The following is a 16,375-nucleotide window of genomic DNA, read 5'->3' as shown; positions in this document are numbered from 1 at the left end:
TATCGCTAGGTAGCTGCCCTCTGTACCGGCCATTGTATTACGTGTGTGGCCCAAGGCGTAAGGGCCGTGATGATTTGACGTCATCCCCACCTTCCTCTCTACTTGCGTAGGCAGTCTCACTAGAGTCCCCAACTGAATGATGGCAACTAGTGACAGGGGTTGCGCTCGTTGCAGGACTTAACCTAACACCTCACGGCACGAGCTGACGACAACCATGCAGCACCTTGAAAATTGTCCGAAGAAAAGTCTATTTCTAAACCTGTCAATTCCCATTTAAGCCTTGGTAAGGTTCCTCGCGTATCATCGAATTAAACCACATAATCCACCGCTTGTGCGGGCCCCCGTCAATTCCTTTGAGTTTCATTCTTGCGAACGTACTCCCCAGGTGGCTAACTTATCACTTTCGCTTAGTCTCTGAATCCGAAAACCCAAAAACGAGTTAGCATCGTTTACGGCGTGGACTACCAGGGTATCTAATCCTGTTCGCTCCCCACGCTTTCGTCCATCAGCGTCAGTTAAAACATAGTGACCTGCCTTCGCAATTGGTGTTCTAAGTAATATCTATGCATTTCACCGCTACACTACTTATTCCAGCCACTTCTACTTTACTCAAGACCTGCAGTATCAATGGCAGTTTCATAGTTAAGCTATGAGATTTCACCACTGACTTACAGATCCGCCTACGGACCCTTTAAACCCAATAAATCCGGATAACGCTTGCACCCTCCGTATTACCGCGGCTGCTGGCACGGAGTTAGCCGGTGCTTATTCGTATAGTACCTTCAGCTTTCCACACGTGGAAAGGTTTATCCCTATACAAAAGAAGTTTACAACCCATAGGGCCGTCGTCCTTCACGCGGGATGGCTGGATCAGGCTCTCACCCATTGTCCAATATTCCTCACTGCTGCCTCCCGTAGGAGTCTGGTCCGTGTCTCAGTACCAGTGTGGGGGATCACCCTCTCAGGCCCCCTAAAGATCACTGACTTGGTAGGCCGTTACCCTACCAACTATCTAATCTTGCGCGTGCCCATCTCTATCCACCGGAGTTTTCAATATCAAATGATGCCACTTAATATATTATGGGGTATTAATCTTCCTTTCGAAAGGCTATCCCCCTGATAAAGGCAGGTTGCACACGTGTTCCGCACCCGTACGCCGCTCTCAAGATCCCGAAAGATCTCTACCGCTCGGCTTGCATGTGTTAGGCCTCCCGCTAGCGTTCATCCTGAGCCAGGATCAAACTCTCCATTGTATGTTTGTCTGACTCACTCAAAGTTTTGACGCTTTAGTTTTTCCTTACTTGGTTGTATATTATTTTTCAATGATCTCTTCTCTCTCGCTTTTTACGATACCTACATTTTCTGTCGTTTTCAGTACCGATTTGCGTGTGCAAAAGTAAAACTTTATTTCTAACTGACCAAATGTTTTTAAAAGAAATTTTAAAGTTTTTTGATGACCCTAAATCCTTATTTCCCACACTTGATTTATTCTACTCCGCTCCCGTTTTACCGGACTGCAAAGATAAGAATCTTTTTATTTCTCGCAAATTTTTATTTCAAAAAATTTAAAAGTTTTTTCTAAGATCTTTATCTACTGTAGATAACACTAGTCTTATCGTTTTCGCCTTATTCAAAGCTCTTCTGCGCTACCAATCAACTCTCGTTTTTCAGTGGGGCAAAGATAAGACGACTTTAGCATACAAAACAAATCAACATACAATAAAAACCTAATTTGTGAGGAACTCACTCTATTAAAATACTGAAATACAATATTTTAAAAATAAAATTATAGTTACCCACAATGACATAAATCTATTTTGAATGCAGTCAAATGTGATTTTAATGGACTTTAGAATAATTTATAAGAATTGTATAGCAAATACTAGATAAGAATATGGGCAATTATCCACAAAGCAGCCCTAAATATAGCTTAATAAGCTACTGAGAGTTTTTTATTTTATCTTCTCCGTGTAAAATATATATTGTTGATGTATATAACAAAAAAGTCTCATAGAAACAAATCTATGAGACTTTTAAAAAAACTGGCGGCGACCTACTCTCCCGCTTTCGCAGTACCATCGGCGCTAGAGGGCTTAACTTCTGTGTTCGGAATGGGAACAGGTGAGCCCCTCTGCTAAAACCACCCTAAAGGTTGTATATAAGAGGGTAGAGTTTAGTAGTTAGAGGTTAGTGATATACTAACTTCTAATCTCTAATTTCTAACTTCTGATTTTATCGATAAAAACATTCACAAAGAGGTAACCTTGCTGCACTTTCGTAGCACCATATCAGGCTATAAATCTACGGGTAATTAGTACTACTCGGCTATGACATTACTGCCTTTACACCTATAGCCTATCAACGTTGTCATCTCCAACGACCCTTAAAAGATGTCTCATCTTGAGGCGAGTTTCGCACTTATATGCTTTCAGTGCTTATCTCTTCCAAACGTAGCTACTCAGCGGTGCTCCTGGCGGAACAACTGATACACCAGAGGTTTGTTCAAATCGGTCCTCTCGTACTAGATTCAAGCCCTCTCAAACATCTAACGCCCGCAATAGATAGAGACCGAACTGTCTCACGACGTTCTGAACCCAGCTCGCGTGCCACTTTAATGGGCGAACAGCCCAACCCTTGGGACCTTCTCCAGCCCCAGGATGTGACGAGCCGACATCGAGGTGCCGAACCTCCCCGTCGATATGAGCTCTTGGGGGAGACTAGCCTGTTATCCCCGGAGTACCTTTTATCCTATGAGCGATGGCCCTTCCATACGGAACCACCGGATCACTATGTCCTGCTTTCGCACCTGATCGACTTGTAGGTCTCACAGTCAAGCACCCTTATGCCATTACACTCTACGCACGGTTACCAAGCGTGCTGAGGGTACCTTTGAAAGCCTCCGTTACTCTTTTGGAGGCGACCACCCCAGTCAAACTACCCACCACGCAGTGTCCTTCAATACAGAAGTTAGGCTCCAAGTAAGTAAAGGGTGGTATTTCAACGTTGACTCCACAAACACTAGCGTGCCTGCTTCAAAGTCTCCCACCTATCCTACACATTACTTACTCAAAGTCAATACGAAGTTATAGTAAAGGTTCACAGGGTCTTTTCGTCCCATTGCGGGTACTCGGCATCTTCACCGAGACTACAATTTCACAGAGCTCATGGTTGAGACAGTGCCCAGATCGTTACACCATTCGTGCAGGTCGGAACTTACCCGACAAGGAATTTCGCTACCTTAGGACCGTTATAGTTACGGCCGCCGTTTACTGGGGCTTCAGTCAAACGCTTCGCATTGCTGCTAACGCCCTTCCTTAACCTTCCAGCACCGGGCAGGTGTCAGACCCTATACTGCATCTTTCGATTTTGCAGAGTCCTGTGTTTTTGATAAACAGTCGCCTGGGCCTTTTTACTGCGGCCACCATTGCTGATGGCGTCTCTTCTCCCGAAGTTACGAGACTATTTTGCCTAGTTCCTTAACCATGATTCACTCTAGCACCTTAGGATTCTCTCCTCGACTACCTGTGTCGGTTTTGGTACGGGTTGCTTCACTTCGGCTTTTCTTGGAAGCACTTTCCCTACAACAACTTCGCCCGAAGGCTAGGTCTTGACTATTCCGTCAGTCTCCAGTAAGTACGGCACTCCGTCCCCTTTTTAGTGTGAGCAAGTATGGGAATATTAACCCATTGTCCATCCACTACCCCTTTCGGGTTCGCGTTAGGTCCCGACTAACCCTCAGCTGATTAGCATGGCTGAGGAAACCTTAGTCTTTCGGTGAGCGGGTTTCTCGCCCGCTTTATCGTTACTTATGCCTACATTTTCTTTTCTGTCCGCTCCACCAAGCCTCACGACTCAGCTTCTGTGCAAACAGAATGCTCCCCTACCAGATATATCTAATGATATAAATCCATAGCTTCGGTACTCTATTTATGCCCGATTATTATCCATGCCGGACCGCTCGACTAGTGAGCTGTTACGCACTCTTTAAATGAATGGCTGCTTCCAAGCCAACATCCTAGCTGTCAATGCAGTCCAACCGCGTTGCTTCAACTTAATAGAGATTTGGGGACCTTAGCTGTTGGTCTGGGTTCTTTCCCTCTCGGACACGGACCTTAGCACCCGCGCCCTCACTGCCGTGGAACATTTATTAGCATTCGGAGTTTGTCAGGAATTGGTAGGATTTGACTCCCCCGCATCCAATCAGTAGCTCTACCTCTAATAAACTTATACACGACGCTGCACCTAAATGCATTTCGGGGAGTACGAGCTATCTCCCAGTTTGATTGGCCTTTCACCCCTACCCACAGGTCATCCGAAGACTTTTCAACGTCAACCGGTTCGGTCCTCCACTTTGTGTTACCAAAGCTTCAACCTGCCCATGGGTAGATCACAAGGTTTCGCGTCTAATACTACTAACTAAGCGCCCTATTCAGACTCGCTTTCGCTCCGGCTCCGGACCTGAAGTCCTTAACCTCGCTAGTAACATTAACTCGTAGGCTCATTATGCAAAAGGCACGCCGTCACCCAACTTGTGGGCTCCGACCGCTTGTAGGCGTACGGTTTCAGGTTCTATTTCACCCTTCTATTCGAAGTGCTTTTCACCTTTCCTTCACAGTACTTGTTCACTATCGGTCTTTCAGGAGTATTTAGCCTTGGAGGATGGTCCCCCCATATTCAGACAGGATTTCACGTGTCCCGCCCTACTCATTTATCACTTAAATATGCCTTTCATATACGGGGCTATCACCCTCTACGGCTGTTCTTTCCAGAACATTCTATTAAACATATAAAAGCTTTTGGGCTAATCCGCGTTCGCTCGCCACTACTTACGGAATCTCTTCGATTTCTTTTCCTCCGGGTACTTAGATGTTTCAGTTCTCCGGGTTTGCTCTCCTTGCGGAGTGACATGTCTTCAACATGCCGGGTTGCCCCATTCGGACATCTCGGGATCAATTCGTGTGTGCCAATCCCCCGAGCTTTTCGCAGCTTACCACGTCCTTCGTCGCCTCTGAAAGCCTAGGCATCCGCCATACGCCCTTAACGATTTCTTTCCTAATATTATATTAGTTCAGTATTTTTTGATAAACTTTCGTCTATCGATATTTTTATAAACTCGGCACTCGAAAGTGCTCGGTTATCTCTTTGTGATATCTTTACCGTTAATGTCAATGATCTTTAATTCTTTTCAGAAATTCTGATGAACAAATATTGTTTTTGGCTCTATTCGTAACTTTTAAATCAGTTTTCCAAAACTGTGGAGAATAAGGGAGTCGAACCCTTGACCTCCTGCGTGCAAGGCAGGCGCTCTAGCCAGCTGAGCTAATTCCCCCTCTAGGTAAGATGTTAGATGTTAGTAATTAGATATTAGTAAAAAACTAACTTCTAAATTCTAATTTCTAACCTCTATTTCAATTAGTAGTCTCGGGCAGGCTCGAACTGCCGACCTCTACATTATCAGTGTAGCGCTCTAACCAGCTGAGCTACGAGACTCTCTCTAATTAATAATTATTAATTAATAATTGTTAATTATCTCTGTTCCCGTTTACTAATTTCTAGTGGGTTTTGTATTTTTATATTATATATCAACCAAATAAAAAACTAAAGCTTCTCTTTAAGTAAGTACTTATGTATCTTACGATACTAATTTTGTTTATCGTCTAAAGACGCTCTAAAATGAGATGTTCCAGCCGCACCTTCCGGTACGGCTACCTTGTTACGACTTAGCCCTAGTTACTTGTTTTACCCTAGGCAGCTCCTGTTACGGTCACCGACTTCAGGTACCCCAAACTTCCATGGCTTGACGGGCGGTGTGTACAAGGCCCGGGAACGTATTCACCGCATCATGGCTGATATGCGATTACTAGCGATTCCAGCTTCATAGAGTCGAGTTGCAGACTCCAATCCGAACTGAGACCGGCTTTCGAGATTCGCATCCTATCGCTAGGTAGCTGCCCTCTGTACCGGCCATTGTATTACGTGTGTGGCCCAAGGCGTAAGGGCCGTGATGATTTGACGTCATCCCCACCTTCCTCTCTACTTGCGTAGGCAGTCTCACTAGAGTCCCCAACTGAATGATGGCAACTAGTGACAGGGGTTGCGCTCGTTGCAGGACTTAACCTAACACCTCACGGCACGAGCTGACGACAACCATGCAGCACCTTGAAAATTGTCCGAAGAAAAGTCTATTTCTAAACCTGTCAATTCCCATTTAAGCCTTGGTAAGGTTCCTCGCGTATCATCGAATTAAACCACATAATCCACCGCTTGTGCGGGCCCCCGTCAATTCCTTTGAGTTTCATTCTTGCGAACGTACTCCCCAGGTGGCTAACTTATCACTTTCGCTTAGTCTCTGAATCCGAAAACCCAAAAACGAGTTAGCATCGTTTACGGCGTGGACTACCAGGGTATCTAATCCTGTTCGCTCCCCACGCTTTCGTCCATCAGCGTCAGTTAAAACATAGTGACCTGCCTTCGCAATTGGTGTTCTAAGTAATATCTATGCATTTCACCGCTACACTACTTATTCCAGCCACTTCTACTTTACTCAAGACCTGCAGTATCAATGGCAGTTTCATAGTTAAGCTATGAGATTTCACCACTGACTTACAGATCCGCCTACGGACCCTTTAAACCCAATAAATCCGGATAACGCTTGCACCCTCCGTATTACCGCGGCTGCTGGCACGGAGTTAGCCGGTGCTTATTCGTATAGTACCTTCAGCTTTCCACACGTGGAAAGGTTTATCCCTATACAAAAGAAGTTTACAACCCATAGGGCCGTCGTCCTTCACGCGGGATGGCTGGATCAGGCTCTCACCCATTGTCCAATATTCCTCACTGCTGCCTCCCGTAGGAGTCTGGTCCGTGTCTCAGTACCAGTGTGGGGGATCACCCTCTCAGGCCCCCTAAAGATCACTGACTTGGTAGGCCGTTACCCTACCAACTATCTAATCTTGCGCGTGCCCATCTCTATCCACCGGAGTTTTCAATATCAAATGATGCCACTTAATATATTATGGGGTATTAATCTTCCTTTCGAAAGGCTATCCCCCTGATAAAGGCAGGTTGCACACGTGTTCCGCACCCGTACGCCGCTCTCAAGATCCCGAAAGATCTCTACCGCTCGGCTTGCATGTGTTAGGCCTCCCGCTAGCGTTCATCCTGAGCCAGGATCAAACTCTCCATTGTATGTTTGTCTGACTCACTCAAAGTTTTGACGCTTTAGTTTTTCCTTACTTGGTTGTATATTATTTTTCAATGATCTCTTCTCTCTCGCTTTTTACGATACCTACATTTTCTGTCGTTTTCAGTACCGATTTGCGTGTGCAAAAGTAAAACTTTATTTCTAACTGACCAAATGTTTTTAAAAGAAATTTTAAAGTTTTTTGATGACCCTAAATCCTTATTTCCCACACTTGATTTATTCTACTCCGCTCCCGTTTTACCGGACTGCAAAGATAAGAATCTTTTTATTTCTCGCAAATTTTTATTTCAAAAAATTTAAAAGTTTTTTCTAAGATCTTTATCTATCCGTAGATAACATTAGTCTTATCGTTTCTGCCTTATTCAAAGCTCTTCTGCGCTACCGAAACTCTCTCGTTTTTCAGTGGGGCAAAAGTAGTACTTTATTACCACACAATCCTAATTTATTTAACATAAAATTCATATTTAATCAATATTCCATGGTAACTAACTGGTTTAATGATTCAAAATTTTGAGCATTAGGTAGCAGAGGGTAGGACTTAGGGTATCGGTGGCTGGTCGCAGGTTGTGTGGGTTGGGTGGCGGGTGAGTGTCGGAGAGTAATAGCGTTGGAAAGTTTGGGAGTGAAGATTGCTTAAGCTCTGGGATTCTCGAAGCACAGTAAAGTAGAAAGAAAAGGTTTCAGAGGCAAATATCTATGGTAATATATAGAGAGAGGCGTTTTTATCGCAAAGCCAAACTAAGAGTTTTTAGTTATATCCTTATATAAGACAAACAAAAGCGTTTTACTTAGCAAAGAAAGACAAAGGGGAAAAATAAAGGATTCAAACGTGAAAAGATATTCTTTTATATTATAAAAGACAACGTTCTTTAGGAGTGCAGGATTTTGCTTTTATATATTGTTCTGTCTGTGATTTGCTTTTTGGAGGACTTGTGTTTTAGGTGTCGCTCCGATGGAGCTTTAAATCTAACCAATTATTGTTTTGCTACAAAGGGCTCGCTCCGGAGGAGCGCTATATTTACTATTATATATGATTTTGTGTACAAAATAAAATGGATTGGTTTTCTAATGATTAAATAAGAAGTTTTTTGAAAAAATCCTTTAATAACCATCACTGAACATTTTGGTAAACACCTTTTCTTTATATAATAATCTACTATCATTTTACAGATCGCTCCTATGGAGCTTAATCCTGTACTTTTATAATGCCCTATTAACCGGACACCACGATGTAGTTTTTAGATATTTTTGCTTTTAACGATATTGGATGTTATCCACCAAATGGAACAATTGCTAAAATAGCCCGGATTGAATGGCTTGTTTGAGCTCTTTTTGCATAAAAGGAAAAAGCAAGGTGCAAAAAAGCGAGTAGTGAAAGCCGGATAAAGCTTCTGAAAAAAAGTTAGAGGGTAAGAGAATATGAGAGTTGAAAATATGCTTCTATTATTTTTTTGAAAAATAATAGAAGCATATTTTCAGAGGTATATGTATGTAAAAAATTTTATTGCTTATTTTCTGTGTAGATCATTCTAAGAAAATCTCCGTATGATCTATCAACTCCTATTATATCTCCAGATTTCAAATTTATTCCGGCATCACCAGATTTGTTTGAACTGACTTTAAGTGCAGAAACTTGAAAATATTGAGGAATACCATCTGTATTTGATATCTTAATTGCCGATCCAAGGAACTTTTTCGTCGAAATTGTATAAACATCTCCACGGACAGCTGTTAATGAGAGGTAGGATCTTGGTTCAAGCACGTAGTTTTTTTTATTTATACTAATTGTCTGAGATTTTTCTGAAGAAGAGAACAGGTAAAGCTGCTGTGAATTTTTAGAAAGTTCTTCTTTTGTGATATAAAAAAGTTTAATTCTGTAGTTCGCAGGATTAAAAGGTTGCTCAATCTCATCAACTGTTTCAAAAGGCTCGTAAGCGAAAGCATTCGCTCCAATTTCTTTTGCTTTTTTATAAATTTTAGAGAAAACTTTCTCGTCATCAGAAGAGAATCCCTGAACATCAATCTGACCAAGGTATTCCGCAGGTGTCTCTTTACTAATTTTTATAAAAATTTTATCCTTGTTATCGTTGACCTTTACTACTTTAGACAAATAAACATCTTGAGCACTAAATAATGTAAAGGAAAAAGCAAAAATAAGAGTGATTATATTTTTCATTTTAATTTGAAAGTATATTTACACAATCTTCTAAACTGTTTTCCCAATGTTTCGGCTCAATCTTGTAGATCTTTTCAATTTTATCGAGACACATTGTGCTTCTTTTCGGTCTTTTTGCCGGAGTTGGGTACTGCTCTGTCGTTAATGCATTCAGCTTTACTGATGATTTGGAGAATTCAGCAATTTTTTTTGCAAACTCAAACCACGTTGTTTCCGGATAATTTGAAAAATGGAAAACACCAAAAGTTTTGTTCGGGTTTTCTATAATACCCATAATCGCTTCTGCCAAATCATTAGCATTGGTTGGTTGCCCAAATTGATCAGCAACAATTCCTAACTCATCTTTTTGCGAAAATAAGTTGAGCATTGTTTTCACAAAGTTCTTATTGAACTCTGAATACAGCCAAGAAGTTCTTAAAATAATGGTCTTAGGACTATTTTCTAAAGCCAGCTCTTCCCCTTTCAGTTTAGATTCTCCATAAACTCCGATCGGATTTGTAAAATCGTCTTCCGAATAATCTAAATTGGTTTCACCATCAAATACATAATCGGTTGAAACGTGAATGAAAACTGTTTTATAATCAGCACATGCTTTTGCAATGTTTCCTACTCCATTTGTGTTTACAGCAAATGCTTTTTCTTTTTCTTTTTCTTTTTCCGCAAGATCTACCGCAGTATATGCTGAAGCATTGATGCAGAAGTCTGGTTTTTGATCATAAAAGAAATCATTAATCTGATCTTCGTCTGTAATATCTAAAGATTGAGAATCTGTAAAAATAAATTCATAATGAGGTTCAAAATCGGGAGCAATTTTTCTGATGCAGTTTCCTAACTGACCGTTACTTCCTACTACAAGTATTTTTTTCATTGAATTGGTTTTATGAATTTTTCGCATTTTGTGATCTTAAAAACTTTACTCTCGACTGAAAGTCTTTCTGTTCTAAGTCAACATAAAAATTTCCAAAAGTCTGCATGATTTCTTCCGGATGAATATCAGAACGTCTTGTTTTTATATTAAAATAAATTACCGTAACCCAAAGCACCGCGTGAATTGTTTTTTCATCAAGACTTTTCATCAGAATTTCTACTTTAGAAATTCGGTCTCCTATCTCGATCGTTTTACTGCTGATAACAACCTGAGTATTGTATTTTACTTCTTTAAGATAAGCAATTTCATTCTGAATTGCAATCCAGGTACAGCCTGTTTTTTTAGTATATTCTTCGTAAGTAAAGCCATAGAAAGTTTCTACATGATCTTCTCTGGCATTGAACATGTAATCGAGATATTTAACATTATTTAAATGTCCAATCGGATCACAATCACTGAATCTTACTTTTACGGTCGTTGAGACTTCTTTTTCCATAGCGCAAAAATAAAAAAACCACTTCGAAATGAAGTGGTAGTTTTTATAAATCTTTGTTAATTTCAGAAATTATTGAAGACCTAATTCTTTTTTAACAGCTGGAGTTGCATCAGGACCTCCTTTATAGATAAGACCTGTAGAGTTCGTATCCATGATATACTCATAACTGTTTGCTTTTGCCACTTTGTTTACAGCATCCATCACTTTCTTTTCGATAGGAGCGTAAGCCAATTTTTCTTTTTCAGCAAGATCTTTTTGTGCTCTCTCGCTCATTTGCTGAGCTTCAGTCTGTAACTTCTGCATTTCTTCTTGTCTAGCTTTGTTTTCAGCTTCTGTTTTTGTAGGAGCTTCTTTTGTGTACAAAGCATATTTTGCCTGCATTGCGTCAGTCTTCTTTTTTATTTCTCCTTCTTTTACATCAAGGAAAGCTTTTAAATCTGTATCTGCTTTTTTCTTTTCAGGCATTGCATTAAGTACGCTTACTAAGTCTAGAGTAGCAATTTTTTGAGCTTTTGCCATCCCAACAGAGACAACCATCATTACTGCTCCAAATAATACACTTAATTTTTTCATAACGGGTAATAAATAATTAATTTGTTTTTAGATTTTAAATTTAAGTAAAAGTTAAGTTCTGGTGAAACTTTTACTATTTTTTATTAGTTTTCTTTTCTTTTTCTTTCTCGGTTCCTTTTAGTAATACGGCCAATACTTTATCCGTATAATCATATCTTGGTTCATATGAAAGAACATTGTCTCTATTTTTATCAAAAACTATACCTAATCCGTTTTTTGCGATTACAGAACGGAGAGCGGTATAAATCTGATCTTGAAAAGGCTCTACCAAATTAGCACGAAGCTGATTGATCTCGCCGGTTTTACCAAATCTTAAACTTAATGTCGTCTGAATACTTTTTTCTAAGTCTAAGACCTCTTTTTCTCTAAGCTTAAGCTGATCACCAATTAATAAAACTTTTTCACTCTCAAAAGCAGATTTTTTTTGCTCGTATTGTGATTGAATACTTTTAATTTCTTGTTCCCAAGTATCAATCTGAGCATTAAGCCTTGCTTCAGCTTCCTTATATTGAGGCATTTTATCCAAAATATATTGGGTATCAATGACTCCTATTTTCTGAGCATTGCTAAATCCGAAAAGCAAAATTACCGCTAAAGTGAAAAGAGTTTTAAAATTTTTCATACTGTTATAAAGATTGGTTCATTAAGAAGTGTGTTCTACCTCCTGAAACATCACCACTGATTGTTTTATCAAATCCATAAGCGAAGTCAAATCCTATTAAACCAAATGCTCCCATGTAAACTCTTACCCCCACACCAACAGATCTTTTAAGCTGGAAAGGGTTATAATTTCCCCACTTGTTCCAAACGTTACCTCCTTCTGCAAATGTAAGTGCATAAATTTTGGCTGTTTGATTTAATGAAATCGGATATCTTAGTTCTAATGTAAATCTGTTGTAAATAGTACCTCCTCCTCTTTGAGTAATATCTTCAGCCTGGCCACCATATGTAGAAGCATTTTCATAACCTCTTAATGGAATCAATTCTCTACCATCAAATCTACCTCCAAAAAGTCCGGTTCCACCCACGTAGAATCTTTCAAAGGGTGGCGCTCCTAATTCCTTATTGTAACCATCCATGAAGCCCATTTCAGCAGAAGATCTTAAAACAAGTTTTCCGATAACTTCATTGTAAACATCGACTTTAAATTTCACCTTATAAAATTCCATCCACTTATATTTATCAGTAGGTGCCATCGTTGAATAATTTTTATTACTGAACAATGAATACGGTGGAGTAAATTTACCAGATACTTCAATATTTGAACCCACTGTAGGGAAAATAGGATCTATACCTGCAGAGTTTCTGCTTAATCCAACATTTAAACTTAAATTGTTTGCATTACCGTATAATTCTGTGGTATCACCAAACTCAAAAGGATAATTGCTGAAGTTATATTTTTGGAATTGAATCCCTGTGTATAAAGAGAAATAATCGTCCGGCCATCTTAAATATCTATTTAAACCCACAGTAGCTGAGAAAATATTTAATCTCTGATCTGGTCCTGTAGACTGGCTATAATTAACTCTAGAATTATTTAAACTTACAGAAAGAGCTGTTGGTTTTGTACCAAACAACCAAGGTTCTGTAAACGAAACTCCATAATTCTGGAAATATTGTCCGGCTTGAGCCTGAATAGATAAAGTCTGACCATCACCTTGAGGTACCGGTCTAAAATCTTTAAGCTTCAAGAAATTTCTCAATGAAAAGTTATTAAAAGTAAGTCCTAAAGTTCCGATGAAACTGTTACCTCCGTAACCAGCTTGCAACTGGACCTGAGAAGAACCTTTTTCTACTAATTTCCAACCGATATCAACTGTATTATCTTGTTGATTTGGCTGAATATCCTGACCGATCTGTTGAGGATCAAAGAATGACATTGACGCTAAATCAAAAAATGTTCTTTTGATTTCTGTTTTCTTAAACAATTCGCCAGGTTTCGTTCTTAACGCTCTCAAAATCACATGGTCATGAGTTGTAGTGTTACCAGACCAAGTTACTTTGTTCCAACTTGCCTGTTCACCTTCAACAATTCTGATTTCAAGATTAACAGCATCACCATTAACCGATTTTTCTACAGGAGTAACGTTTGAGAAAAGATAACCGTTATTCATGTAATTTGATTTGATATCAGAATCATCTTCTTTTCCTCCGTCTTCCCCTACTTTTTTGTTGAAACCTACTGCATCGTAAATATCTCCTTTCTTATATCCCAAGATTCTTTGAAGATATTCTGTAGCAAAAACTGTATTTCCGGTAAAAGTAATATCACCAATATAATATTTTTTACCTTCTTTCAATTTAACATTGATTTCGTAGTTATTCTTTTTATTCCTCCATACAGAATCAGAAACAATTGCAGCATCTCTGTACCCTAATGAATTGTAATAATTAATTAAGCTTTGTTTGTCTTCCTGGTATTTTTCTTCAACAAATTTTGAAGATTTCAAAATACCACCGATCCCAAATCTCTTTTGTTTGGTTTCTTTGAAAGCTTTTTTTCTAAGCTTTGCATCAGTTACACTTTCGTTTCCTTCAAACTCGATGTGGCTGATTTTTATTCTTTTCCCTTTGTCTACATTGATTGTCCAGTCAACAAGATTAGGATCACTTGCGTTTACCTTATCCTGAATCGTGATTTTAGCATCTGCAAAACCTTTTTTAACGTAATCTTTAGGAATATTTGTTTTAAGGCTAGAAACAAGATTTTGAGTGATCTTTGTTCCTGGCTTTAAATTATTGTCTTTTGCTAATTTTTCACCTTTAGACTTTCCGATTCCTTTACCTGTAAATTTTACTTCGCCAAGGTCTTTTAAGTCTTGTAGATAAAATCTAAGAACAACGGTCTGTCCCTCGATGCTTTCTACATAAACTTCCACTTCAGAGAAAGATTGAGAATCCCAAAGTTTTTTGATAGCATTACTTACCTTCTGCCCCGGAATATCTACAATTTCACCTTTTGATAGGCCTGTAAATCTAAAGATCTGAGCTGGTGTGTATTTTTTTACCCCATCAACAACAATGTCCTTCAGCGTGTAAGTTCCTGTTTGATTTTCTGCAAGAACAGCAGCGGTCTCAACCTTTGTACTGTCTTGCGGAGTTACCTGTCCATAAAAATGTGCAGAAGCAGCAAACATAATGATGGGTAATAGTCTAAACTTCATTTTATCGTAATCTTTCTTTTCTTAAAATTTACTGAATTTGAATTTGGTCGCCTGTAAGACCATATCTTCTTTCCTTATTTTGATAATCAACAATACATTGGAAGAAAATATCTTTTGTAAAGTCTGGCCACAGAACATTAAGAAACTGAAGTTCTGCATAAGCAATCTGCCAAAGCAGGAAATTGCTTATCCTTATTTCACCACTTGTTCTGATAAGTAGATCCACTGGTGGAAAATCTTTTGTATAAAGATAGTTTTCAAATAATTTCTCATCAATATTCTCCACCTCTACCTTTCCTTCTTTTACATCGGAGCTTATATTTTTTACAGCATTTAGTATTTCACTTTGCGAGCCATAGCTGATTGCTAATACTAAATTTCCTTTTGTGTTTTCTTTTGTAAGATCAACCACACTCAGTAATTGGTCTTTTACCATAACTGGTAGTTTATCTAAATTACCAATAACATGCATTCTTAATCCCTTCGTAAAAATTTCTTCAGCTTCTAATAAAAGTGTCTCAGCGAGCAGACTCATTAAGATATTTACTTCATCTGTAGGTCTATTCCAATTTTCTGAGGAAAATGTATAAAGGGTAAGGTAAGGGATATGGATCTCGTTACATGCATTAATGGCATTTCTTACTGCATTAATGGCATTTTTATGACCAAAAGTTCTTTCTTCACCACGAGATTTTGCCCATCTTCCGTTTCCATCCATAATGATAGCTACATGCTTTGGCAAATTCTCGGAATTTATTTGTTTTTTTATCAACGACATAGTTTCTTAATCACAATAACATGGTGGTCTACCAAAAGAATAGGTCAATCCTAAACTAAAAGTATTCATCCAATCTTTAGAGTTTGTATCACCTACAGCTCTGTTGTTTATATAAGCGGTTTCTCTTTCTTTAGAAACGATATAATAATTCCCAGTTTGCAGCAAAGAACCTCCGGTTGTAGGGCTCAAAATATCTGCATTATAATTACTAATCACATCTTTTGCAAGAATTTTACTGTGATCAAGTTGATCAGTTAAAGTATATCTGAAAGTAGCTTCAGCAAAAATAGCCCATCCATGATTGAATTTATATTTTAAACCAACCCCGAAAGGAATCTGTGCAACTGTTTTCTTTCCCAAAGAATATTCTGTTGTAGTTACAAAATCTGTTTCATTAATTGGAGCCTGTGCGACACCATCTGCATTTCTTCTAAAATCGTGTGTTAAAGTAGCTTTTGGAGCATCAAACATTAAACCTCCAATTCCCCCAAAAATATAAGGGCTCAACATACTTAATTGTTCATTATTTACAGGAAAGAAATTGTACTCAAACATTAAACTTGCTTCGTAAATATTATTTTTACCAAATGAGTTTCTGTTTCTTCTATATTCTTCTTTTGCTGCCTTATCGCTAAACTGCACCTGGTTATACCCTAAGTCTAATCTAACTGTCTGATGTGGATTAAAATTAAATCTATATAAAATACCACCATAAAAAGGAACGCCCCATTCTGAAGCTCTATCCAAATCCAAAGGTTGCTGTAAAATGTAATTGGTTTTTCCTATATCGCCAACAAGATTACTCATCCCTAAGCGAATTCCCAATTCATTTCTTTGTGCTTTTAAACTTACCACAGTTCCTAAGAGGGTAAGGAAGCTAAACAATAATTTTTTATTCATAAAAGAATATGGATTTATGGTTATTTTAAAAATTAATTTTTGCAAATATAAAACATTTTTATATTAATGATAATCTTAATGTTTAGTTAAAAATAAACAAAAAAATATAATTTGTTATAAAGTAAACGACAAAGTAACAAATTTATTCTTTTTTTAATAGTTTTCTAAAAAATTTATAAACAATAAATCCCCAGTTAATGAGGATCTATTTTATCT

The 16,375-nt window shown here is 38.6% G+C and carries 8 protein-coding genes, 2 tRNA genes and 4 rRNA genes (1 of these 14 running past the window's edge); all 14 read right to left on the bottom strand.

The features are described 5' to 3' along the window. Positions 1-1,253, bottom strand: a 16S ribosomal RNA gene (locus tag FDY99_RS12270) (it extends 264 nt beyond the left edge of the window). A 787-nt stretch (positions 1,254-2,040) separates the two neighbouring features. Then, positions 2,041-2,148: ribosomal RNA gene (rrf, locus tag FDY99_RS12265) — 5S ribosomal RNA — on the bottom strand. Between the two features lie 143 nt (positions 2,149-2,291). Next, positions 2,292-5,051, bottom strand: a 23S ribosomal RNA gene (locus FDY99_RS12260). 204 nt (positions 5,052-5,255) lie between these two features. Beyond that, positions 5,256-5,329: transfer RNA gene (locus FDY99_RS12255), tRNA-Ala, on the bottom strand. 87 nt (positions 5,330-5,416) lie between these two features. Then, positions 5,417-5,490 (bottom strand) — tRNA-Ile (locus FDY99_RS12250). 181 nt (positions 5,491-5,671) lie between these two features. Beyond that, positions 5,672-7,188: ribosomal RNA gene (locus FDY99_RS12245) — 16S ribosomal RNA — on the bottom strand. Together the 16S, 23S and 5S rRNA genes with 2 tRNA genes alongside form the textbook arrangement of a ribosomal RNA operon. Positions 7,189-8,705: 1,517 nt before the next feature. After that, positions 8,706-9,380 (bottom strand): hypothetical protein, encoded by a 675-nt coding sequence (locus FDY99_RS12240; protein WP_139421829.1) that lies wholly within the window; start codon positions 9,378-9,380, stop codon positions 8,706-8,708. A gap of 1 nt (position 9,381) precedes the next feature. Next, positions 9,382-10,248, bottom strand: a complete 867-nt coding sequence (gene rfbD, locus FDY99_RS12235) for a dTDP-4-dehydrorhamnose reductase (protein ID WP_139421826.1) — start codon at positions 10,246-10,248, stop codon at positions 9,382-9,384. 10 nt (positions 10,249-10,258) lie between these two features. Continuing rightward, on the bottom strand, positions 10,259-10,744 hold the full coding sequence (locus FDY99_RS12230) for an acyl-CoA thioesterase (RefSeq protein ID WP_074230282.1): 486 nt from the start codon (positions 10,742-10,744) through the stop codon (positions 10,259-10,261). A 69-nt stretch (positions 10,745-10,813) separates the two neighbouring features. Then, positions 10,814-11,317, bottom strand: a complete 504-nt coding sequence (locus tag FDY99_RS12225; protein ID WP_139421824.1) for an OmpH family outer membrane protein — start codon at positions 11,315-11,317, stop codon at positions 10,814-10,816. Positions 11,318-11,390: 73 nt separating this feature from the next. Then, entirely contained in the window at positions 11,391-11,939 is a 549-nt protein-coding gene (locus FDY99_RS12220) for an OmpH family outer membrane protein (protein WP_102978647.1), read from the bottom strand. Between the two features lie 4 nt (positions 11,940-11,943). Beyond that, the gene (gene bamA / locus FDY99_RS12215) at positions 11,944-14,481 is read right to left on the bottom strand and encodes an outer membrane protein assembly factor BamA (RefSeq protein ID WP_139421822.1); all 2,538 of its coding nucleotides are present in this window, start codon (positions 14,479-14,481) and stop codon (positions 11,944-11,946) included. A 28-nt stretch (positions 14,482-14,509) separates the two neighbouring features. After that, complete coding sequence (gene uppS, locus FDY99_RS12210) at positions 14,510-15,259, bottom strand: polyprenyl diphosphate synthase (RefSeq protein ID WP_139421820.1); 750 nt, start codon at positions 15,257-15,259, stop codon at positions 14,510-14,512. 6 nt (positions 15,260-15,265) lie between these two features. Next, on the bottom strand, positions 15,266-16,159 hold the full coding sequence (porG, locus tag FDY99_RS12205) for a type IX secretion system protein PorG (RefSeq protein ID WP_139421818.1): 894 nt from the start codon (positions 16,157-16,159) through the stop codon (positions 15,266-15,268). Between the last annotated feature and the right edge of the window lie 216 nt (positions 16,160-16,375).

It is taken from the genome of Chryseobacterium mulctrae, from assembly GCF_006175945.1.
Taxonomy (GTDB): Bacteria; Bacteroidota; Bacteroidia; order Flavobacteriales; family Weeksellaceae; genus Chryseobacterium; species Chryseobacterium mulctrae.
Note: the sequence above shows the minus strand (reverse complement) of the source record. Positions and strands in the feature narration are given on the sequence as shown.